The following is a 21,015-nucleotide window of genomic DNA, read 5'->3' on the forward strand; positions in this document are numbered from 1 at the left end:
GGCCCGCGACCCGGTAGGTTGCTGGGTGCACCCCGCACCGATCCTGAGGAGGCACCCCGCATGGACATCGTCGTACACGAGGCATCGGACGACACAGCGGTGCTGGAATGCAGCGGCCGCCTCAACATGGTGTCCGCCGGCGCCTTCCGCGAGACCGTGGCGAAGGTCGTCGACGGCGGCCGTTCGCGCCTCGTGGTCGAGCTCTCCGGTGTCGACTTCATGGACTCGTCCGGTCTCGGAGCCCTCGTCGGTTGCCTGAAGACGGCGCGACAGGCCGGCGGCGACCTCCGTCTGGCGGCTCCCTCGGAGCAGGTGCAGATGGTGCTGAAGCTCTCGAACATCGACAAGATCCTGCGGTCGTACCCGGACGGGGACGCCGCGGTGAGTGCCTGGGGATGACCACCGCCGCCACGGGTGGGCACCGACTCGACCTCGCGTGCCCGCCGGACGACGTGACCGCCGTGCACGAGTTCCTCGCCGCGGTGTGGGCTGCTGAGCCGTCGATCTCTGCCGAGGACCGCATGGCCCTCGAGCTGGCCCTCGTCGAGCTGACCTCGAACGTCATCGAGCACGGTGCCGACGGCCGCGGGGTCACCTGCTCCCTGCATCTCGACGTCGAGTCCGACGCGGTCCTCGCGGACCTCGTGGACGACGGCGTCCCGGTCGAGGTCGACCTGGCGGTCGCCTCGCTGCCGGACGCCCTCGCGGAGAGCGGTCGCGGGCTCGCCCTGGTGCAGATGGTCGTGGACGACCTGCACTACGAGCGCGTCGCCGACCGGAACCGGTGGAGCGTCCGCCGGGGCCGGCACGACGCCTGACGCGCCCCTCCAGGTGCAGACGCCCCCGGTCCGGGGGCCCCGGTCGTCCGTCGCACGCAGTGCGTGAGCCGATATCCGCAAAGCGCGCGCCGGGTGTCGTCCGGCGTGTGAGCATCCAGGTGATGACAGTCGCGCCCGACCCCAGGATCCGCTTCGAGACGTCCGGCGACGACCTCGCCGACGCCGTGCGGATGTACGAGGACGCCTACGAGGGCGCCGGTTTCCGCGCCGGCCGCACCGACCGGCCGTTCTCGTACCGGTTCCGCGTGGTCGGCGACGACGTGATGTCCTTCCGGTCGACGCGGTTCGACGCGCGGGTGGCCGGGACCGTGGAGACCGGCGACGAGTACGTCGTGACGTGGACCTCGGACGGCGGTGGTCAGGTCGACGTCGGCCGCGACGAGGTCGACCTCGCCCCGGGGCTGCCCGTGATGTTCCCCACCGGACGCGCCTTCACCTTCGACCTGCAGGACCTGCGGCAGAACCTCGTGCAGTTCGACCGGGCCTTCCTCGAGGGCGTCGCTGCCGAGGAGCACGGTGTCCAACCCGCGCCCCTCGTGTTCGACCACGCGCAGCCCCCGCGGCGCGAGGACCTGCGGTCGTGGAACGAGCAGGTGCACCGCGCCGCCGGCGTGGTGCTCGGAGCGGCGCCGGTGTCGCAGCTCGCCCTGACCGAGACCGCTCGCGAGACCGCGAGGGCGCTCCTGCGTACCTTCTCGCACACGGTGCTCGCGCCCGAGGTGCCCCTGCCGCAGGGCGCCACCGGTCGGGTCCGCGAGGCCGTGGAGTACATGCATGCCTACGCGCACACCCCGATCTCGACGACCGACGTCGCCGCACACGTGGGCCTGAGCGTCCGCGGGCTGCAGCAGGCGTTCCAGCGTCAGGTCGGCACCGCGCCGAACGCGATGCTGCGCGGCATCCGGCTCGACCGGGTCCGCGACGAGCTGCGCCAGGGCACGGTCGGCGCGGTGACGGTCGCCGAGGTCGCCGTGAAGTGGGGCTTCGCGCACCTCGGTCGGTTCTCCGGCGCGTACCTGACCCGGTTCGGCGAGTACCCGCGCGACACCCTGCACGCCTGATGCGCCTGATGCGCCGTCGGCCGCTCCGCGGCGCTCGGTAGGCTGCGCGGATGGGTGGACCGCGACCGTGGGTGATCGTGCCCGGGATCTGGAACTCGGACCCGGAGCACTGGCAGTCGATCTGGCAGGCCGAGCGGGGAGCGGACGCGGTGCGGATCATGCCGGCCTCGTGGTCGGACCCGGACCCGGACGACTGGGACGCAGCGATCACGCGCGCCGTCGCCGCCTTCCCCGAGCCGCCCGTGCTCGTCGCGCACAGCCTCGGCGTCCTCGCTGCGGCGTCGTGGCTCGCGCGCGCCGCCGTCGACCGTGAGCGGCCGGTCGTCGCGGGGGCGTTCCTCGTCGCGCCGCCGGACCCGGCGGCGCCGACCTTCCCCGCTGCTGCGCGGGGGTTCACCGCACCCAGCGCCGCCGCCGCCGTGCCGACGCAGCTCGTGGTGAGCGACGACGACCCGTACTGCTCGGCGGACCGCGCGGTCGCCTTCGCCGGGGTCCTCGGGGCCGAGGTCGTGCGGGTCGGTGCACGCGGCCACGTCAACGTCGCGAGCGGGGTCGGCGCGTGGCCGGAGGGGCGTGCGCTCCTCGACGCGTCCGCACGCGCACACTGACCGTCCACGACACGCCGGTCACGTTCCGCCCGATATGGCAGGGACTCCTGCGACACACCGCGGATGTCCACAGTTCTGCCTCCTGCGATATTTATCCTTCGGGCATGGAGACGCAGTCCGGAGCACGAACGCCCCTCGTCGACCCCTTCGGTCGCGAGTTGGAGGCGTGGCTGCGCGACGCCCCGGCGACCCGCTCGCCGTACCTCGCCGACCTCGTCGTCCCGCCGGTCACCGGTCCCGTGCAGCGCCCCGACGCGGTCGCCGTGCCCGAGTCTGAGGCAGCGGCAGAGCCCGTCGCGCCCGTCGCGCCCGTCGCGCCCGTCGCGCCCGTCGCCGAGGCAACGCCGGTCGTCGACGCCGAGCCTGCGCCGGCAGTGGCCTCCGACGACGCCGCGTTCCGCCGTCCCCGCGACCGCGCCCGGCACGTCGCCGCGTGCGCCCCGTCGTTCCCGGAGCCGCCGGAGCGCCTGGCCCTCCGCATCGAGGACCTCGCCGTCGAGGTGTCCGCCACGAGCGGCCGCACCACGATCGAGCGCATCGTGATCCTCGAGGACGAGGTCCGCCGCCGCGACGAGGACCTCGCCCGCCTCGCCGCGTGGGAGGCCACCGTCGCCGGTGTCGACGACCCCGAGGCCGAGGGTGCCCGCGCCTTCGCCCGCACGGTGTTCGCCGACCTGCTCGCCGACGCCGCGCTCGAAGCCGACCGCCGCGACCGTGCCGCCGCCCGCCGTGCAGCGACCGCACCCGTCGCCGTGGTCCACCGCTCCCCGGAACTCGCCGCCCCGCGCCCTGCCGCACCGCAGGCGTCCGCGCCGGCCCTCGTGCCCGCCACCGAGGCCGTCGACGCGATCGACGGCACCCCGGTCGCCGTCCCGTCGCTGACCGCGGCCGACGCGTCCGACAGCACCACGGCCCTGCGGCCGACCGCCCCCGGACGCGAGCTGCCCGTGCGGCCGATGCTGGGCCTCCAGGCCGTCACACCGGTGTCCGCGAACACGCGGCCCACCCCGCTCGTCCAGCCGGCGACCGGGCCGACCGTGATCGACCGCGCGGCCTTCGCCGCGGCGCTGACCGCGCACCAGGGTGCGACCGCGAGCACGCCCGTCGTGCTCCCGGATGCGCTCTCGGTGCCCACGGCGGCCCCGGCGGTCGCATCCGCGACGGACACCCCTGCCCCGGCCGGCTGGTGGACGCGGTTCGTGGAGCGCGTCCTCCGTGCGCTCGGCCGTCGCTGAGCCTCCCCGGGTGCCTGCCGCGGCCCGTGCCGGGTCGGCCGGCTCGGTAGACTGACGGGATGCCGACGCTCCGCGAACTCCAGGCCGTGATCGAGGACCTGTGGCCCGCCGCAGGAGCCGAGTCGTGGGACGCCGTCGGCTTGGTCTCCGGTGACCCGGACGCCGCCGTCGAGCACGTCCACCTCGCCGTCGACGCCGTGCCCGCCACCGCGCGGGAGGCCGTCGACCTCGGCGCCGACCTGCTCCTCACACACCACCCGCTGCTGCTCCGCGGCGTGACGACCATCGCCGAGTCGACCTACAAGGGGAGCGTGCTCGCCACCCTCGTACGCGGCGGGACCGCCCTCGTCGCGGCACACACGAACGCCGACGTCGTCACGACCGGCACCTCCGCCGTGCTCGCGGACCGGCTCGGCCTCGCCGACCAGCGCCCGCTCGAAGCAGGTGCCGACGCGGAGACCGGGATCGGACGCGTCGGCACGCTCGCACGGCCGACGACCCTCGGTGCCCTCGCACGTACCCTCGTCGACCTGCTGCCGGGCACCGCCACCGGCGTCCGTGTATCCGGCGGCTTCGAGCAGCCCGTCCGCACGGTCGCCCTGTGCGCCGGTGCCGGCGACGCGTACCTCCGGAACCCCGAGGTCCTCGCGGCCGACGTGTACGTGACGAGCGACCTCCGCCACCACCCGGCATCCGAGTTCCGCGAGCAGGCCCTCGTCGCCGACGGGCCGGCCCTGATCGACACCTCGCACTGGGCCACCGAGTGGCTCTGGCTCGACGTCGCCGCCGAGCAGCTCCGCGCCGCTGCGGGCGTCCGCGTCACCGTGAGCGACCTCCGCACCGACCCGTGGGACTTCGCGGTCCTGCCGGCGGCCGAACCCACCCCCGCTACCGAAGGAGACCGACCGTGAAGGCAGCACCCGAGGACCAGGTCGTCCTCCTCGACGTCCAGCGACTCGACAACGACGTGACCCGCATCGCGCACCGCATCACGTCGTTGCAGAAGGGCGAGAAGCTCACGGCGCTCGGCTCGCAGGCGGCCGCGCTCCGTGCGCAGCTCGCCGCTGCCACCGGTGAGGTCGAGGACGCCGAGCGCGACCTCGCCCGCCTCGAGTCGGACACCGCGACGGCGCAAGCCCGGATCGAGCGGGACACGACGCTCCTGCAGCACGTCGCGAACGCGAAGGACGCCGCCGGGCTGCAGAGCGAGCTCGACTCGCTGCAGCGGCGGATCGGCGACCTGGAGACCGCCGAGCTCGAGGTCATGGAGCAGCTCGACGTCCGCCGCGCGGCGGTCGGGGACATCGAGGCGCAGCTCGTCGACATCGAGGCCTCGCGCACGTCCCTCGTCGCGGAGCGGGACACCGAGATCGCCCGGCTCGAGGCCGACCGTGTCTCGGCCGAGCAGAGCCGCGCCGACGTGGCAGCCAAGGTCCCGGCCGACCTGCTCGCGCTCTACGACCGGCAGCGTGCACGGTACGGCTTCGGTGCGTCGCTGCTGCAGGGCGGGGTCTCGACCGCGTCGGGGGTGACGCTCACCGCGTCGGATCTGCAGACCATCCGCGCGGCGGCGCCGGACGACGTGGTGCTGTGCCCGGACAGCGACGCGATCCTCATCCGTACCGCCGAGTCGGGGCTCTAGGCGCTGCACGGCGCGGGGCGGCCCGGCCACCCGTCGGACGGGAGGCGCGGTGCGGGCCCGCCCCGCGCCTCCAGACCGACGGGTGCGCGGCACCGCACCTCGGGCGCGAGTCTCGGGGCAGGCGACCGATCTCGGGCCGCCGGCCGCGAGGAGTGTCGCCGAGCGCGAGACCCGGGCGGGGCGGCAGCCGGGCCGGCGCCGGGGGCCGGCCGTGCGCTGCGGGGGAGTGTGGTGCGAATGGGCCGGCCGTACGCCGGGTTCTGTCCCGCTCTCGCGGTGACGGCCATCTCTCTCGGACCGACGTTGCCGTCGGCCTCCAGCGGTCTACCCGAGGACTCAGCGAGCAGCCTCGACGTCCTCTGTCTGACCTTGCTCCGGGCGAGGTTCACCGAGCGGATCCGGTCACCCGGACCCCTGGTGGTCTCTTACACCACCGTTTCACCCTTACCGACGTCACCGCCGGCGGTCTGCTTTCTGTGGCACTGTCTCGCGGATTGCTCCGGGTGGGTGTTACCCACCGCCCTGCTCTGTGGAGCCCGGACGTTCCTCGGCGCTCCCGGGGGAGCGACGCGACCGTCTCACCGACCCATTCGCACGCCCGAGTCTACCGGCACCGAGGCCGCCGTCCCGCGCGCCGAGCGTGCAACATCTGTCACGCTCGGCGCCGCCGGCCGACGGGGATTGCACTCGCGCCGGCATACCCGCGGCGTGTCGTGCCCGCTCGATGACGGTGGCCCAGCCCCGAGACCGCCGCCGGCGGCACGACCCCTACTTGCTGCGGGCCGCCAGGGTCGCCGCGCCGATGATGCCCGCGTTGTTGCGGAGGGTCGCCGGGATGATCTCCGCCTGCAGGTCGAGCAGCGGCAGGAACTCCTCGTGCTGCTTCGACACGCCGCCCCCGACGACGAAGAGCTCCGGGGAGAGCAGCGCCTCGAGCGTCGAGTAGTACTTCTGCAGCCGCTTCGCCCAGTGCTTCCAGGAGAGGTCGTCGCGCTCCTTCGCGGCGAACGACGCCTTCGACTCGGCGTCGTGCCCGTCGATCTCGAGGTGCCCGAGCTCCGAGTTCACGATGAGCACGCCGTCGTTGATGAGCGCCGAGCCGATGCCGGTGCCGAGCGTGGTGACGATGACCAGGCCGTCCTTGCCCTTCGCGGCGCCGAACTGCTGCTCGGCGAACCCGGCGGCGTCGGCGTCGTTGACGAAGTGGATGCTGCGGCCGAGCTCCTTCTCGAAGAGCGCCTCGGCCTCGAAGCCGATCCACTTCTTCGACACGTTCGCGGCGGACATCGTCTTGCCGTCGCGGACGATCGCCGGGAAGCACACGCCCACCGGGACGTCCGCGGCGGGGGCCAGTTCGTCGAGGATCGACTTCGCCACGGCGACGATGTCGTGCGGCTTGCCGCCCTCGGGGGTGGCCTTCTTGATCCGGTCGGTGGTGAGCTCGCCGGTGGCGACGTCGACGATCGCGCCCTTGATGCCCGTGCCGCCGATGTCGACGCCGACTGCGAGTGAGGTCATGGGAGCTGGTGCCCTTTCAGGAGACGGTGAGGAGTTCCGCGCCGCGTTCGGTGACGACGAGGGTGTGTTCGAACTGCGCGGTCCACGACTTGTCGCGGGTGCTGACGGTCCAGTCGTCGGACCAGATGTCGGCGTCGATGCCGCCGAGCGTCAGCATGGGCTCGATGGTGAACACCATGCCCGGCTCGATGACGTCGTCGAAGCGCGGTGCGTCGTAGTGGGGGATGATCAACCCCGAGTGGAAGGCCCGTCCGACGCCGTGCCCGGTGTAGTCACGGACGACGCCGTACCCGAAGCGCTTGGCGTACGCCTCGATGGCACGACCGATGACGTTCACCTGCCGGCCCGGAGCGACGGCCTTGATGCCGCGCCGCAGCGCCTCTTCCGTGCGGGTGACGAGGTCGCGGACCTCCTGCGTGCCCTCGCCGACGATGAACGTGCGGTTCGTGTCGCCGTGCATCCCGTCCTTGTAGGCGGTGATGTCGATGTTGACGAGGTCGCCCTCCTGCAGCACGGTGTCGTCCGGGATCCCGTGGCAGATGACCTCGTTGAGGCTCGAGCAGAGCGACTTCGGGTAGCCGCGGTAGCCGAGCGTCGAGGGGTACGCGCCGTGGCCGACGACGTACTCGTGTCCGATGCGGTCGAGCTCGTCCGTGGTGACACCCGGGCGGATCGCCTCACCGACGGCGTCGATCGCCCGCGAGGCGATGCGGCCGGCGGCACGGATCCGCTCGACCTCCTCCGGCGTGTACGTGTCGCCGAGGCCGTGCTCGCGCGGTTCGGCGCGACCGACGTACTCCGGACGCTCGATGTCCTTCGGGACGCTGCGCTGCGGGGAGATCCGGCCGGCGGTCAGGTGTCCGTGTTCGTCCCGGGGCATGCCGACCACTCTAGCCGCGGCCGGGCGCGCCGAGCGCGCCGAGCGCACCCGCGGGGCGGCGCCCCGCGCTCGCGCGACCGTCTGGAGGCGCGGTGCCGGTCCGGCGGACCGGCACCGCGCCTCCAGACGGTCCGGTGGGTACGGTGGCGGCATGAGCGACGAACGCATCGAGTCCCAGTGGTGGTTCAACGAGAAGGCGCACACGGTGGAGCAGGGTCCGCAGTCCCCGCAGCGCGACCGCATCGGCCCGTTCGAGACGCGCGAGGAAGCTGAGCACGCGCTCGAGCGCATCCGGTCGAACAACGAGCGCTGGGACGACGAGGACCGCTGAGCCGTCCGGTCAGTCGGCGGACGCGTCCCGCGGGTCCGTGCCCGGCACCTCGGGCTCGGTGCGGAACCCGATGATCTTGTGCGTGCCGTCGCAGTAGGGCTTCAGCATCGACTTGCCGCAGCGGCAGAGGGCGACGGTGCGCCGACGGCGGGGGAGTTCCTGGCCGTCCGGGCCGACGATGCGGACGTCGCCCCGCAGCAGGAACGGGCCGTCCGGGTAGGCGACGAGCTCGGGCTCGTCCGCGTGGTCGTCGCCGTGTCGGGTCCCGTGGTCGTCGGTGCCGCCACGGTGCGTCACGCCGTCGCCTCCGCGGCCAGCGGCTGACGGAGCGACGTGGTGCCCGCCTGCCACGCCGACAGCACGTGGCCGCCGACCATCCCCTCGACGACCAGGCACGCCGCGGCGCCGAACATGACGTCGTCGAGCAGCGTCGGGTCTGCCTCGACCAGCCCGCCCGCGAGGTCGCGGCCGGCGATCTGCTCGTGCACGGCGTCCGCCTCGACGTGCTCGTCGAAGTACCACGTGGCGTCCTCGTCGAACCCGGCGCGCCGGAACCCGTCGCCGTAGAGCTTGCTCGGGATCGACGAGGTCATCTCGAAGGCGGCGAGGTGCCCGACGATGGCGCCGCGGAGCCGTCGGTGCAGCCCGAAGAGGCTCATGGTGTTGAGCGCGGCGAGCGTGATCGCGGGCACGAGGTCGACGTAGGCGCCGTACGAGTCGTCGAGGCCGGCGGCGCGCAGGGTGCGCGCGAAGATCGCGGAGTGGATGCGCTTCGGCCGCCCGCCGCCGTACTCGTCCGACTGGATCTCGACGAGCGCGGACTTCGCCCGGCCGGAGAGCCTCGGGATCGCCCAGCTGTGCGGGTCGGCCTCCTTGAGCGTGTACGGCGTCTTCTGCACCAGGAACTCGCGGATCTGCTCGCGGTCCGCCTTCCGGGCCACCCAGCGGGACAGGCTCGGGCCGTCGTCCGCGCCGGTCAGCGCGAACAGGGCGGCGGACACGGCCTCGGCGGTCGGCTCGGGACGGTCCGGTTGCGGCACGGCGGCGCGCACCGCGGCCTCGTGCGCGGCCTCCAGCACGGCACGGGCAGCGAGCAGCCCGGTGTCCCACTCCAGGGCGTCGTCGACGTCCCGGACGCCGCCGTAGTGGAGCTCGTACAGCACGAAGAGCGCGAGCTGGACGTCCTCGTCGGTGAGGACGTCCTCCGCGCGGTCCACGGCGGCGACGGCCTCGGCGCGGAGGCCCGCGGTGTCGCGCACGCCCGTGAGTGCGCTGGCCACGGCCGCGCTGAGCGGCCCGCGGTGCGACGGCAGGGCCATCGGGGTCTGGGTGAGGACGTCGGCGGCGTCGAGGACGGCCATGAGGACTCCGTTCGCAAGAGGGTGTCGGCCGGCTGGCAGCAACGTCGACCGTCCACGAGCCTGGACGTGCCACCTGGACGGGCACTCGGGAACCGCCCCCGGAGCGCCGCTGCACCTCGTGCGGGCGTCGCGCGCCCACGGCCCGGACCAATAGGCTGTCCGGACGGGCCGTACCGGTCACGAGCACCACGGAGAGGGCGTGCATGGACAAGCAGACGGACTTCGTGCTCCGCACCATCGAAGAGCGCGGCATCAAGTTCATCCGACTCTGGTTCACGGACGTCATCGGGACGCTGAAGTCGGTGGCGATCGCCCCGGCCGAGGTCGAGGGCGCCTTCGCCGAGGGCATCGGCTTCGACGGCTCCGCGATCGAGGGGCTGACCCGCTCGTACGAGGCCGACGTGCTCGCGCACCCGGACCCGTCGACCTTCCAGATCCTGCCCTGGCGCGGTGAGATCGACCCGACCGCGCGCATGTTCTGCGACATCACGACGCCGGACGGGCAGCCCGCCGTGGCCGACCCCCGCAACGTGCTGAAGCGCACGCTCGCCAAGGCGAGCGACCGCGGGTTCACGTTCTACACGCACCCCGAGATCGAGTTCTACCTGCTCAAGAGCCGCGACTGGAAGGACGGCGGCCCGAAGCCCGTCGACCAGGCCGGCTACTTCGACAACGTCCCCGGCGGCAGCGCGCACGACTTCCGCCGCCGCTCGGTCCGGATGCTCGAGGACCTCGGCATCTCGGTGGAGTTCTCCCACCACGAGGCAGGCCCCGGGCAGAACGAGATCGACCTCCGGTACGCCGACGCACTGACGATGGCGGACAACATCATGACGTTCCGCACGGTGGTGAAGGAGGTGGCGATCGAGCAGGGCGTGTACGCGACCTTCATGCCGAAGCCGCTCTCCGGCCAGCCCGGCTCCGGCATGCACACGCACGTGTCGCTGTTCGAGGGTGACCAGAACGCCTTCTACGAGGCCGGCGGCCAGTACCAGCTCTCGCAGACCGCGAAGCACTTCATCGCGGGCGTGCTCAAGCACGCGCCGGAGATCACGGCGGTCACGAACCAGTTCGTCAACTCCTACAAGCGGCTCTGGGGCGGCGACGAGGCCCCGTCCTTCGTCACCTGGGGCCACAACAACCGGTCCGCGCTCGTCCGCGTACCGCTGTACAAGCCGAACAAGGGCCAGTCCGCGCGCGTCGAGTACCGCGGCATCGACTCGGCGGCGAACCCGTACCTGGCGTACTCCCTGCTGCTCGCGGCCGGGTTGAAGGGCATCGACGAGGGCTACGAGCTCCCGCCCGAGGCCGAGGACAACGTGTGGAGCCTGTCCGACTCCGAGCGTCGTGCCCTGGGCTACAAGCAGCTCCCGGCGAGCCTCGACCACGCACTGGGCCTCATGGAGGACTCCGAACTCGTCGCCGAGACGCTGGGCGAGCAGGTCTTCAACTTCGTGCTGCTGAACAAGCGGCAGGAGTGGAAGGCCTACCGCGACCAGGTGACGCCGTTCGAGCTCGACACGAACCTCGGCGCCCTGTAGCCCGACCGGAGCACCGCACCCGATGACCGGCCGCACGACGACGTCGCGTTCCGAGTTGGCCCGCCTGGGCTTCGCGGAGCTGTCCGACAGCCTGGCGCGCATCGCCGACCTCGAGGAACGGTTCGGCCCCGGCCTCCCGCTCCCGCTCGGCGGCGAGCCCGGACCGTGGGGCGCGGTGGCCGACCCCGACGGCGCGCTGCGGCTGTTCGAACGGCTGCTCGAGCGGGCTCGGGACGAACTCCGTCCCGTGCTCGCCGAACCGGACGCGACGGAACGGCTCGTGCGGCTGCTCGGGGCGTCGGTCGGTCTCGGCGAGTTCCTGCACCGTCGGCCCGCCGAGATCGCGGTGCTGCTCGACCCGGTCACGGAGCCCTGGCCGCAGGAGCGCTACACGGCGTCGCTCCTCGAGGCGGTCGACGGCGCCACGGGCGAGGACGCCCGGATGCGCCTGCGGGTGCGCTACCGGCGGCACCTCGCCCAGATCGCCCTCTTCGACGTGCTGCACCCGGCGCCGACCGAGGCGTTCCCAGCCGTCGCCGCCGGCCTGGCCGACCTCGCCGGTGCCGCACTCGAGGCCGCGGTGGACGTCGCGCGGCGTGAGGTCCCGTTCCCCGCCCGCGACGTCGCGGCCACCCCGCTCGCGGTGATCGCGATGGGCAAGGCGGGTGCCCGTGAGCTCAACTACGTCAGCGACGTCGACGTCATCTTCGTCACGGAGCCGACGCGCGACGACGACGCGGACACCGGAGTCGGCACCGACCGTGCCGTGCTCATCGCGACGCGCCTGGCGATCGCCGCGACGCACGCCATCACCGACCTGGCCGCCGAGCCAGCGCTGTGGGAGGTCGACGCGAACCTCCGACCCGAGGGCAAGGACGGCGCGCTCGTCCGGACGCTCGACTCACACGTCGCGTACTACGAGCGCTGGGCCAAGGAGTGGGAGTTCCAGGCCCTCCTCAAGGCCCGGCCCATCGCCGGGTCGGCAGGCCTCGGCCGGCGGTACGCCGATGCGGTCGCCCCGTTCGTGTGGTCGTCGGCCAAGCGCCCCGGGTTCGTCGAGTCCGTGCAGCGAATGCGGCAGCGGGTCACCGAGCACATCCCGGACGCCGAGGTCGACCGGCAGCTCAAGCTCGGTCCCGGCGGCCTCCGCGACGTCGAGTTCACCGTGCAGCTCCTGCAGCTGGTGCACGGCCGCGACGACGAGTCGGTGCGGGTCCGGTCGACGCTCGAGGCGATGGACGCACTCACGGCAGCCGGGTACGTGGGTCGCCCCGAGGCCGCGCGGTTCGGCCCGGACTACGCGCTGCTCCGGCTCCTCGAACACCGCATCCAACTCCGTCGGCTGCAGCGCACGCACCTGATGCCCTCCGACGAAGAGGAACTGCGCGTCCTCGCCCGCTCGACCGGCCTCGCCGCTTCCGCCGGGGCGCTCGAGACCCGGTGGCGGGGCGTGAAGCTCGAGGTCCGCGGGCTCCACGAGCGGTTGTTCTACCGTCCGCTGCTGTCCGCGGTGGCCGCGACCGACGGCGACATCGTGCTGACGAGCGACCAGGCGGTCGACCGCCTGGGCGCGATCGGCTTCGTCGACCCGTCCGGGGCGCTGCGTCACATCCGGGCGCTCACGCAGGGCACGAGCCGTCGTGCCGCGATCCAGCGGAACCTGCTGCCCGTCCTGCTGCGTTGGATGGCGGAGGGGCCCGCGCCGGACCGCGCCCTGCTCGCCTTCCGTCGGCTGAGCGACACGCTGGGGGAGTCGAGCTGGTTCCTCCGGATGCTCCGCGACTCGTCCGGGGCGGCACACTCCCTGACGACGGTGCTGTCCGAGTCGGCGTTCCTCGCCGGCCTGCTCGAACGGTTCCCCGAGGCCGTCGCGTGGCTCGACGAGCCGGACAGCCTGCTCCGTCCGCGTCCGCTGTCGTCGCTCCTCGCGGAGATCGGCGCCGTCACGGCTCGGCACGGCGACGACGTCGGGGGAGCGGCGGCCCTCATCCGCGGTGCTCGTCGGCGTGAGACCCTGCGGCTGGGCATGGCCGCGGTGCTCGGGTACCTCGACGTCGACGCGCTCGGTCCGGCGCTCAGCGACGTCACCGAGACGACCCTGACCGGCGCCCTGGCCCTGGCACGGCGGGACGCCCCGGCCGGCCTGGAGTTCGGCGTCATCGCGATGGGTCGGTACGGAGGCCGCGAGCTGGGCTTCGGGTCCGACGCCGACGTCCTCTACGTGTACCGTGCCGCCGCGGACCTCGACACCGAGCGGGCCTCACGCGCCGCGCAGACCATCGTCCGCGAGCTCTCGCGGCTGACCGACGACGCGATCCACCCGTTCGAGCTCGACATCGACCTGCGGCCGGAGGGGAAGAACGGTCCCGTCGTCCGGACCCTGGAGTCCTACGGGGCCTACTACGCCCGGTGGTCGCTGACGTGGGAGGCGCAGGCGCTCCTGCGCGCCCGGGGCGCGGTGGGTGACGAGCGCCTGCTGCGCGACTTCGAGCGACTGGCCGACCGGACCCGCTACCCGGAGCACATCGACGACCAGCAGGTGCGCGAGGTCCGGCGGATCAAGGCGCGCGTCGAGTCCGAGCGCCTGCCGCGCGGGGCCGACCCGTCCAGGCACCTGAAGCTCGGCCGCGGGTCGCTCAGCGACGTGGAGTGGTTCGTGCAGCTCCTCCAGCTGCAGCACGCCCTCACGGTGCCCGGACTCCGCACGACCTCGACGCTCGAGGCCCTCGACGCCGCGACGGCCGCCGGGCTGATCGGTGCGGAGGACGCCGAGCGACTCGGGGCTGCGTGGCGCTTCGCGTCGCGGACCCGCAGCGCCCTGGTGCTCTGGTCCGGCCGGACGACCGACGTGCTGCCGGTGGACCGGGTGCAACTCGAGGGGATCGCACGGCTGATGGAGTACCCGCCGGGTTCCGCGTCGCAGCTCGAGGACGACTACCTCGGCGTCACCCGGCGCGCCCGCCAGGTGTTCGAGCGCGAGTTCTACGGCGCCTGACGCGGCGCCGCGGGCGCGCGACGCGCCGGGTCCGACGCGGCCCCGCGGGCGCGCGACACGCCCGGGATGACGTCCCTGCGCGAACGTGACACGATGTCGCACGTGAACAGCGTGCGTCGCGAAACCGTCCCCCGGCTCGGAGTCGTGTACCCCGTTCTCACCGACCGGTCAGGGTCGTGACCGCGCCGTGACCAACGCTGCGGAACACCGCAACCCGCCTGTCGGAGCCGACCAGACGCAGTACCCGGAACCACGCGCTGACCGGGGGTTTGTCGCCGAGACGCCGCGTGCCTCCCGGTGGTCTGAACAGCCGTGCAGGGTCCGGGTTGCCCGCCTCGCGGTCGGTAGGAGTGCTGTCAGCACTGGTGCGGACAGGCCTCGTGGGACGAGAGGGGGACCAGGACGTACCCCGTAACGCACTCGAAACGCCCTCGCTCGGGGGACGTGTTGCGCGGGGCGTCACGGTTCTGCACGATGAACCCACCCGAACCGACCACTGGTTCCTCGATGAAGCGGAATCCCCACCTCGAACGTTGAAGCAGGGATCGATGTTCACCTTCATTCTGCAGATCCGGCAGATGGTCGAAGGGCACCCCGAGTTCTACCTGTTCGCCGTGTACTCCGCGGTGATCTGGTTGCTCTGGCTGCTCAAGGTCGTCCTGTCCGCACGCTACCGCCCCTACACCGGCACCTACACCGGCACCACGAGCGTCGTCGTCCCCGTCGTGGACGAACCGCTCGACCTCTTCCGCGACGTGATCGGCCGCATGGTCGAGCAGCGTCCGGGCGAGATCATCGTCGTCATCAACGGCGCCCGCAACGAAGCGCTCGAGGAGGTCTGCGAGGAGTTCGCCCCGCTCGTGCGCTGGACCCACACGCCGATCCCCGGCAAGCGCAACGCGGTCAAGGTCGGCACCGAGATGTCGAACGGCGACATCACGATCCTCGTCGACTCCGACACCGTCTGGACGCCGGGCACGCTCGACGAGCTCCTCAAGCCGTTCGCCGACGAGTCCGTCGGCGGCGTCACCACCCGCCAGCGCATCCTCGAGCCGACCCGCTCGTGGATCACCCGCTGGGCGGACTGGCTGGAGAACTCCCGCGCGCTCTACTCGATGCCCGCGCAGAGCGTCCTCGGCCAGATCGGCTGCCTGCCGGGCCGCACGATCGCCTTCCGCCGGAACATCCTCGTGCGCGTCATGGACGCCTTCATGCACGAGAAGTTCATGGGCGTCTTCCTCGAGGTGTCCGACGACCGGACGCTGACGAACCTGACGCTCAAGGAGGGGTACCGCACCGTCTACCAGTACACGTCGCTGGTGTACACGGATGCCCCGCTGCAGGTGAAGAAGCTGTTCAAGCAGCAGCTCCGCTGGGCCCGTGGGTCGCAGTACAACACCCTCCGGATGCTGCCCTGGATGCTCGGCCACGCGCCGATCCTGGCGGTGTTCTTCCTCACCGACATCATCCTGCCGTTCATGCTCTTCGGCGTGATCGCCGGCTGGATCTACCGCGCGCTGACCGGGCAGGGCGAGAACCTGTACGAGGGCATCCTGTCCCAGTACGGCTTCTCGACCGGGTTCGTCTACGTCGCCGGCGCGATGGTCGTGTCGAGCGTCCTGAGCATGGCCATCCGGCAGATGCGGCACCTCGCCGAGAAGCCGAGCGACTTCTTCCGCCTGCCGATGTTCATCATCGTGTCCACCTTCTTCCTGATGCCGATCCGCCTCATCGGCTTCTTCCGCCTGGCGCACGCGTCCGGCTGGGGCACCCGTGCCGGCGCGTACGCCGGTGGCCCGATGGAGGAGGACCCCGCGCAGCCGCAGGCCGCCGTCACACAGACGCCGGTGAGCCCGGTGGACGCACCCGGCTTCGGCCGTGCGACCACGGGCGACGAGCAGCTCGCCGCGGACCGCGCCTTCGAGGACCTGTTCGGCACGACGCAGGCAGCGCCCGGCCTCGACGTGACCACCAACTCCACCGCGACCGTCCTGGCCACCCGCCGCTCGACGGCTGCCGCTGCGGCCGCCTCGTCGGCCACCGCCGGTTCCGCTGCCGCGCCCGCCAAGCCAGCCCGCGTCCGTCGCTACAACCCGTACGCCGCGATCCCGTACTGCATCGGCTTCGCGATCTTCGCCCTGGAGGCGTTCCTCATTGTCTGACCTCATCCGTTCCTCGGGTGCATGGTGGGCGCAGTCGAGCAAGCACGCGCGCCTGACCGCCATCGGCACCACCGCCATCGTCCTCGTCCTCGGGCTCATCACCTACACGGTGTGGGTGTCGCCCTCCGGACCCGTCTCGACCGCGGTCCACCAGGCGCTCGGGGTCACCCCGCCGAAGAAGAAGGCCGTCTCCGCCGCCGAGCTCCAGACGAAGCTCACCGCGGCGCAGCAACAGATCTGGGCGCTCGAGGGCAAGCTCGAGTCGTCGTCGGCGCAGTCCGGCTCCCGGGCCGACCAGATCGGCGACCTCAAGGCGCAGATCGCGTCGCTCCAGTCCCAGCTGGGTGCGGCGAAGAGCCGGACGGGAGGCACGTCCTCCGCCGGCGGCTCGGGTCACGACGCGCAGGCGGCCGGCTCCGGCAACGGCGGGTCCGGTTCCGGCGGGTCCGGTTCGGGTGCCTCCCACTCCGGCGGCGTCACGAAGCCGAACACCGGTCCCTCGAAGGACCCGGTCGGCCCGACGCCGATCAGCACGCCGACGAAGGCCCAGATCCTCGGGCAGCAGTCCCGCTGGTACGGCCTGTACACGGCGCAGTCGCCCTTCAGCTGGTCCGAGTACGACCAGGTCTCCACCCAGGTGGGCACCGCCACGAACATGGTCGGCTTCTTCCAGGGCTTCGACCAGGACTTCAACGCGAGTGCGATCCAGCGCTCGTGGGCGAACGGCCGCCTGCCGATGATGACGTGGGAGTCCGTCCCCGCCGCCACCGGCAACGACCAGCCGTACGTGCCCGGGTACACGAACCAGGACATCCTCAGGGGCAAGTTCGACGCCTACCTGACGAAGTACGCCCAGGCCGTCACGGCGAACGGGATGCCCCTGGTGCTCCGCTTCGACCACGAGATGAACGGCCAGTGGTACAGCTGGTCCGAGTCGAGTGCCCAGAAGAACGCCGCCGGTTCGTACCAGCAGGTCTGGCAGCACGTCTGGAAGATCTTCCAGGCGAACGGCGCGAACCAGTACACGATCTGGAACTGGTCACCGACGCGCATCGACAACCTCGGCAACCCGAAGTACCAGACGCTCGACTACATGGCGAAGTACTGGCCCGGTGCGCAGTACGTCGACTGGGTCGGCATGAGCGGCTACTACCGCAAGGCCACCGAGCAGCCGACGTTCCAGAACACCTTCGGCGCCACGCTCGCCCAGATCCGGCAGATCGCCCCCGGCAAGCCGATCATCCTCAACGAGATCGGCGCGACCGAGACCGGTGGCACGGCCTCGGACAGCCAGAAGTCGAAGTGGATCACGTCCCTGTTCGACGCCCTGGCCGACCCCGCGAACGACGACATCCGCGGCTTCGCGTACTTCAGCGAGGTGGCCACCACACTCGTCGACGGGTCCCGCACCACGAACGACTGGCGCCTCAACTCCCGCGCGGACAGCCTCGCGACCTTCTCGAAGGCGATCAAGCGCACCGACATCGACTACGACCTGCAGGAGGTCACCCCATGACCGCTCAGAAGAAGACCGACGCCGCGGACCTCCGCCCGGCACCCGTCATCAGCGTCATCGGCACCGGCTACCTCGGTGCGACGCACGCCGCGGCGATGGCCGAGATGGGCTTCGAGACCATCGGCGTGGACGTCGACCCGGCCAAGCTCGCGGCGCTGTCCGCCGGCGAGGTCCCGTTCTACGAGCCCGGGCTGCCCGAGCTCATCACGAAGCACGTCGCGAGCGGGAAGCTCCGCTTCACCGCCGACATCGCGGAAGCGGTCGCGGCCGCCGACGTCCACTTCGTCTGCGTCGGCACCCCGCAGAAGGCCGGCTCGCACGCCGCGAACCTGACCTACGTCGAGAGCGCCACCCGCGGCGTCGCCGAGCACCTGACGCACCCGGGCCTCATCGTCGGCAAGTCGACGGTCCCGGTCGGCACCGCCGAGCGGCTCCGCGGCATCGTCCGCGAGTTCTCGCCGTCGGGCATCGACGCCGAGCTGATCTGGAACCCGGAGTTCCTCCGCGAGGGCAAGGCCGTCGAGGACACCCTGCACCCGGACCGTCTGGTCTGGGGTGGTGCATCGCCCGCGGCCGACGCCGTCATCCGCGAGGTCTACGCCGCACCGATCGCCGAGGGCACCCCGGTCATCACGACGGACCTCGCCACGGCCGAGCTGGTGAAGGTCAGCGCGAACGCGTTCCTCGCCACGAAGATCTCGTTCATCAACGCGATCTCCGAGATGTGCGCCATCACCGGAGCCGACGTCTCGACGCTCGCCGACGCCCTCGGGCACGACGTCCGCATCGGTCGGAAGTTCCTCAACGCCGGTCTGGGTTTCGGCGGCGGCTGCCTGCCGAAGGACATCCGGGCGCTCATGCACCGCGCGAACGAGATCGGTGCCGGTCGCGTCGTCGGCCTCATGCAGCAGGTCGACGAGATCAACATGGGGCAGCGCGAGCGGGTCATCGACATGACGATCGAGGCGCTCGGCGGCTCGGTCCTGAACCGTCGGGTCGCCGTGATCGGGGCGGCGTTCAAGCCCCTGACCGACGACGTCCGTGACTCGCCGGCGCTCAACGTCGCCGCGGCGCTGCACCTCCGCGGCGCCCAGGTCACGCTGTGGGACCCGGAGGCGATGGAGACCGCCCGTCGCTCGTTCCCGACGCTCACGTACGCCGACTCCATGACGGGTGCGATCGAGGGAGCCGACGTCGTGCTCGTCCTCACCGAGTGGGACGACATCGTGCAGGCGTCGCCCGTGGACCTCGCCGCCGTCGTCGGGCGTCGGACGGTCATCGACGCCCGCAACTGCCTCCCGGTCACCGACTGGGTCAAGGCGGGTTGGACCGTCCGTTCCCTGGGACGTCCGACTCCGGTCACGGGTGCACCCGTGAGCGTCGCCGCGGGGACGAACGACGCGGTGGCCACCGCGCGCTAGTCACCGTTCCGCGATGCGGGGTCCGTGCCGGGGCGGTGCGGACCCCGTTCGCGTGCGCGCGGGCTCGCCGCGCGGTGGGCGCTTTCGGGCGTACCTGGTCGTTCCGGGCGTACCTGGTCGGTTCTTCCGACCAGGTACGCCCGTTCTCTCTTTCCACCGCACCCGCTCCGGGAAGGAACGTGCGGCCCTGGACGCGACCGCCTGGAGGCGCGGGGCAGGCCCGCCGGACCGGCACCGTGCCTCCAGGCGGTCACCGCTCCTGCGGAGCCGCTCACCGCGACACGCAGAAGGGCCCCGCACCGATGCGGTGCGGGGCCCTCCTGGGTGCTCAGCGAGGATCAGACGCCGAAGTAGAGCTCGTACTCGAACGGGTGCGGGCGCTGGGCCAGCGGGAGGATCTCGTTCTCGCGCTTGTAGTCGATCCAGGTCTGGATGAGGTCCTCGGTGAAGACGTTGCCCTTCGTGAGGAACTCGTGGTCCGCCTCGAGCGCCTCGAGCGCCTCGTCGAGGGAGCCCGGCACCTGCGGGATGCCCTTGGCCTCCTCCGGGGGGAGCTCGTAGAGGTCCTTGTCGACCGGCTCGTGCGGCTCGATGCGGTTCTGGATGCCGTCGAGGCCCGCCATCAGCTGCGCGGCGAAGGCGAGGTACGGGTTGCCCGAGGCGTCCGGCGCGCGGAACTCGATGCGCTTGGCCTTGGGGTTCGTGCCCGTGATCGGGATGCGGATCGCGGCGGAGCGGTTGCCGGCCGAGTAGACCAGGTTGACCGGGGCCTCGAAGCCCTTCACCAGACGGTGGTACGAGTTGATCGACGGGTTGGTGAACGCGAGCAGCGCCGGAGCGTGCTTCAGCAGACCACCGATGTACCAGCGGGCGACGTCGGACAGGCCGCCGTAGCCGTTCTCGTCGTAGAACAGCGGCTTGCCGTCGTTCCAGAGCGACTGGTGGGTGTGCATGCCCGAGCCGTTGTCACCGAAGAGCGGCTTCGGCATGAACGTGGCGACCTTGCCCCACTGGTCAGCCGTGTTCTTGACGATGTACTTGAACTTGAGGATGTCGTCCGCCGCGTGGACCATCGTGTCGAAGCGGTAGTTGATCTCCTGCTGACCGCCGGTGCCCACCTCGTGGTGCGAGCGCTCCAGCACGAAGCCAGCCTCGATCAGCTTCAGGGTGATGTCGTCGCGGAGGTCCGCCGTCTTGTCGACGGGGGACACCGGGAAGTAGCCGCCCTTGTAGGGGGTCTTGTTGGCGAGGTTGCCGCCCTCTTCCTCGCGGCCGGTGTTCCAGGCGCCCTCCTCGGAGTCGACCGAGTAGAACGACTTGTTCTGCGTGACCGAGTAGCGGACGTCGTCGAAGATGTAGAACTCGGCCTCGGGAGCGAAGAACGCGGTGTCCGCGATGCCCGTCGACGCGAGGTACTTCTCCGCCTTCTTCGCCACCTGACGCGGGTCGCGGCCGTAGATCTCGCCGTTCCGCGGGTTGTAGATGTCGAAGATCATGATCAGCGTGCGCTCGGCGCGGAACTGGTCGATGTAGGCCGTCGTCACGTCGGGGATGAGCTGCATGTCCGACTCGTGGATCGACGCGAAGCCGCGGATCGAGGAGCCGTCGAAGAGCTGTCCGACCGAGAAGAAGTCCTCGTCGACCGTCGACGCCGGGATGTTGAAGTGCTGCTGGACACCGGGCAGGTCCGTGAAGCGGATGTCGAGGAACTTGACGTCCGTGTCCTTGATGAAGGCGAGCACCTCGGAGGAATCGCTGAACATGTGTGTCGATCTCCTGGGGGGTAGGTGATGTCGGAGGTGCCGCAGGTGCACCCTCCGACGAGGCTATTGACACCGGGTTTCCCGGACGTGACTGCATTGTTTCGGGCGTGTTACGCGACGGGCGTGGTCGCTTACGCTGGAC

Annotated in this window: 18 protein-coding genes and 1 other RNA gene; 13 read left to right on the forward strand and 6 right to left on the reverse strand. The window is 71.6% G+C overall.

Annotated features, from left to right (window positions below; translation table 11 throughout):
* The first annotated feature begins 60 nt into the window (after nt 1-60).
* From ACY3FI_RS07230 to ACY3FI_RS07260, 7 genes are all read left to right on the forward strand, one after another.
* Nucleotides 61-399 carry an STAS domain-containing protein gene (locus ACY3FI_RS07230; protein ID WP_462550108.1) on the forward strand — a complete coding sequence of 113 codons (339 nt, stop codon included), beginning with the start codon at nt 61-63 and terminating at the stop codon, nt 397-399.
* On the forward strand, nt 396-818 hold the full coding sequence (locus ACY3FI_RS07235; protein WP_462550109.1) for an ATP-binding protein: 423 nt from the start codon (nt 396-398) through the stop codon (nt 816-818). The genes ACY3FI_RS07230 and ACY3FI_RS07235 overlap by 4 nt, the downstream gene beginning before the upstream one ends.
* Nucleotides 819-940: 122 nt before the next feature.
* Nucleotides 941-1,900 carry a helix-turn-helix transcriptional regulator gene (locus tag ACY3FI_RS07240; protein ID WP_462550110.1) on the forward strand — a complete coding sequence of 320 codons (960 nt, stop codon included), beginning with the start codon at nt 941-943 and terminating at the stop codon, nt 1,898-1,900.
* Between the two features lie 50 nt (nt 1,901-1,950).
* Nucleotides 1,951-2,508 carry an RBBP9/YdeN family alpha/beta hydrolase gene (locus tag ACY3FI_RS07245; protein ID WP_462550111.1) on the forward strand — a complete coding sequence of 186 codons (558 nt, stop codon included), beginning with the start codon at nt 1,951-1,953 and terminating at the stop codon, nt 2,506-2,508.
* Nucleotides 2,509-2,612: 104 nt separating this feature from the next.
* A complete protein-coding gene (locus tag ACY3FI_RS07250; protein ID WP_462550112.1) occupies nt 2,613-3,743 on the forward strand; it encodes a hypothetical protein in 1,131 nt (376 codons plus the stop codon).
* 59 nt (nt 3,744-3,802) lie between these two features.
* The gene (locus ACY3FI_RS07255) at nt 3,803-4,654 is read left to right on the forward strand and encodes a Nif3-like dinuclear metal center hexameric protein (RefSeq protein ID WP_462550113.1); all 852 of its coding nucleotides are present in this window, start codon (nt 3,803-3,805) and stop codon (nt 4,652-4,654) included.
* Nucleotides 4,651-5,385: a zinc ribbon domain-containing protein gene (locus ACY3FI_RS07260; protein ID WP_462550114.1), complete on the forward strand. Its 735-nt coding sequence runs from the start codon at nt 4,651-4,653 to the stop codon at nt 5,383-5,385. The genes ACY3FI_RS07255 and ACY3FI_RS07260 overlap by 4 nt, the downstream gene beginning before the upstream one ends.
* 234 nt (nt 5,386-5,619) lie before the next feature.
* On the opposite strand, the gene rnpB is transcribed toward ACY3FI_RS07260, so the two are convergent.
* The 3 genes from rnpB to map form a co-directional block, all read right to left on the reverse strand.
* Nucleotides 5,620-5,974: RNase P RNA component class A (rnpB, locus tag ACY3FI_RS07265), an RNA gene on the reverse strand.
* 179 nt (nt 5,975-6,153) lie between these two features.
* The gene (gene ppgK, locus ACY3FI_RS07270; RefSeq protein ID WP_462550115.1) at nt 6,154-6,903 is read right to left on the reverse strand and encodes a polyphosphate--glucose phosphotransferase; all 750 of its coding nucleotides are present in this window, start codon (nt 6,901-6,903) and stop codon (nt 6,154-6,156) included.
* Nucleotides 6,904-6,919: 16 nt separating this feature from the next.
* Nucleotides 6,920-7,783 carry a type I methionyl aminopeptidase gene (gene map, locus ACY3FI_RS07275; RefSeq protein WP_462550116.1) on the reverse strand — a complete coding sequence of 288 codons (864 nt, stop codon included), beginning with the start codon at nt 7,781-7,783 and terminating at the stop codon, nt 6,920-6,922.
* Nucleotides 7,784-7,934: 151 nt separating this feature from the next.
* Between map and ACY3FI_RS07280 the strand changes: the two genes are divergently transcribed.
* Nucleotides 7,935-8,114 (forward strand): SPOR domain-containing protein, encoded by a 180-nt coding sequence (locus ACY3FI_RS07280; RefSeq protein ID WP_462550117.1) that lies wholly within the window; start codon nt 7,935-7,937, stop codon nt 8,112-8,114.
* A gap of 9 nt (nt 8,115-8,123) precedes the next feature.
* Here the strand turns inward: ACY3FI_RS07280 and ACY3FI_RS07285 are convergent, their stop codons facing one another.
* Together ACY3FI_RS07285 and ACY3FI_RS07290 are read right to left on the reverse strand one after the other, a co-directional pair.
* Nucleotides 8,124-8,411 (reverse strand): CDGSH iron-sulfur domain-containing protein, encoded by a 288-nt coding sequence (locus tag ACY3FI_RS07285; protein ID WP_462550118.1) that lies wholly within the window; start codon nt 8,409-8,411, stop codon nt 8,124-8,126.
* On the reverse strand, nt 8,408-9,475 hold the full coding sequence (locus ACY3FI_RS07290; protein WP_462550119.1) for an iron-containing redox enzyme family protein: 1,068 nt from the start codon (nt 9,473-9,475) through the stop codon (nt 8,408-8,410). Before ACY3FI_RS07290 ends, ACY3FI_RS07285 begins: the two co-directional genes overlap by 4 nt.
* A 203-nt stretch (nt 9,476-9,678) precedes the next feature.
* Here ACY3FI_RS07290 and glnA (ACY3FI_RS07295) point away from each other — a divergent pair, with 203 nt between their 5' ends.
* The 5 genes from glnA (ACY3FI_RS07295) to ACY3FI_RS07315 all read left to right on the forward strand — a co-directional run bounded on the left by glnA (ACY3FI_RS07295) (nt 9,679) and on the right by ACY3FI_RS07315 (nt 19,110).
* On the forward strand, nt 9,679-11,016 hold the full coding sequence (gene glnA, locus ACY3FI_RS07295; RefSeq protein WP_462550120.1) for a type I glutamate--ammonia ligase: 1,338 nt from the start codon (nt 9,679-9,681) through the stop codon (nt 11,014-11,016).
* Between the two features lie 22 nt (nt 11,017-11,038).
* Nucleotides 11,039-14,011, forward strand: a complete 2,973-nt coding sequence (locus ACY3FI_RS07300) for a bifunctional [glutamine synthetase] adenylyltransferase/[glutamine synthetase]-adenylyl-L-tyrosine phosphorylase (protein WP_462550121.1) — start codon at nt 11,039-11,041, stop codon at nt 14,009-14,011.
* Nucleotides 14,012-14,559: 548 nt separating this feature from the next.
* The gene (locus ACY3FI_RS07305; RefSeq protein WP_462550122.1) at nt 14,560-16,173 is read left to right on the forward strand and encodes a glycosyltransferase family 2 protein; all 1,614 of its coding nucleotides are present in this window, start codon (nt 14,560-14,562) and stop codon (nt 16,171-16,173) included.
* Nucleotides 16,166-17,689 carry a glycoside hydrolase family 26 protein gene (locus tag ACY3FI_RS07310; protein ID WP_462550123.1) on the forward strand — a complete coding sequence of 508 codons (1,524 nt, stop codon included), beginning with the start codon at nt 16,166-16,168 and terminating at the stop codon, nt 17,687-17,689. Before ACY3FI_RS07305 ends, ACY3FI_RS07310 begins: the two co-directional genes overlap by 8 nt.
* Nucleotides 17,686-19,110 carry a UDP-glucose dehydrogenase family protein gene (locus ACY3FI_RS07315; protein ID WP_462550124.1) on the forward strand — a complete coding sequence of 475 codons (1,425 nt, stop codon included), beginning with the start codon at nt 17,686-17,688 and terminating at the stop codon, nt 19,108-19,110. The genes ACY3FI_RS07310 and ACY3FI_RS07315 overlap by 4 nt, the downstream gene beginning before the upstream one ends.
* A 338-nt stretch (nt 19,111-19,448) precedes the next feature.
* Here ACY3FI_RS07315 and glnA (ACY3FI_RS07320) read toward each other — a convergent pair whose 3' ends face one another.
* Nucleotides 19,449-20,873: a type I glutamate--ammonia ligase gene (gene glnA / locus ACY3FI_RS07320; protein WP_462550125.1), complete on the reverse strand. Its 1,425-nt coding sequence runs from the start codon at nt 20,871-20,873 to the stop codon at nt 19,449-19,451.
* Between the last annotated feature and the right edge of the window lie 142 nt (nt 20,874-21,015).

Source organism: Curtobacterium sp. RM9 (genome assembly GCF_054956955.1).

Coding starts and splice junctions, on each gene's coding strand:
- ACY3FI_RS07230 (WP_462550108.1), top strand. CDS start 61: ATGGACATCGTCGTACACGAGGCATCGGACGACACAGCGGTGCTGGAA.
- ACY3FI_RS07235 (WP_462550109.1), top strand. CDS start 396: ATGACCACCGCCGCCACGGGTGGGCACCGACTCGACCTCGCGTGCCCG.
- ACY3FI_RS07240 (WP_462550110.1), top strand. CDS start 941: ATGACAGTCGCGCCCGACCCCAGGATCCGCTTCGAGACGTCCGGCGAC.
- ACY3FI_RS07245 (WP_462550111.1), top strand. CDS start 1,951: ATGGGTGGACCGCGACCGTGGGTGATCGTGCCCGGGATCTGGAACTCG.
- ACY3FI_RS07250 (WP_462550112.1), top strand. CDS start 2,613: ATGGAGACGCAGTCCGGAGCACGAACGCCCCTCGTCGACCCCTTCGGT.
- ACY3FI_RS07255 (WP_462550113.1), top strand. CDS start 3,803: ATGCCGACGCTCCGCGAACTCCAGGCCGTGATCGAGGACCTGTGGCCC.
- ppgK (WP_462550115.1), bottom strand. CDS start 6,903: ATGACCTCACTCGCAGTCGGCGTCGACATCGGCGGCACGGGCATCAAG.
- map (WP_462550116.1), bottom strand. CDS start 7,783: ATGCCCCGGGACGAACACGGACACCTGACCGCCGGCCGGATCTCCCCG.
- ACY3FI_RS07280 (WP_462550117.1), top strand. CDS start 7,935: ATGAGCGACGAACGCATCGAGTCCCAGTGGTGGTTCAACGAGAAGGCG.
- ACY3FI_RS07290 (WP_462550119.1), bottom strand. CDS start 9,475: ATGGCCGTCCTCGACGCCGCCGACGTCCTCACCCAGACCCCGATGGCC.
- glnA (WP_462550120.1), top strand. CDS start 9,679: ATGGACAAGCAGACGGACTTCGTGCTCCGCACCATCGAAGAGCGCGGC.
- ACY3FI_RS07300 (WP_462550121.1), top strand. CDS start 11,039: ATGACCGGCCGCACGACGACGTCGCGTTCCGAGTTGGCCCGCCTGGGC.
- ACY3FI_RS07305 (WP_462550122.1), top strand. CDS start 14,560: ATGTTCACCTTCATTCTGCAGATCCGGCAGATGGTCGAAGGGCACCCC.
- ACY3FI_RS07315 (WP_462550124.1), top strand. CDS start 17,686: ATGACCGCTCAGAAGAAGACCGACGCCGCGGACCTCCGCCCGGCACCC.
- glnA (WP_462550125.1), bottom strand. CDS start 20,873: ATGTTCAGCGATTCCTCCGAGGTGCTCGCCTTCATCAAGGACACGGAC.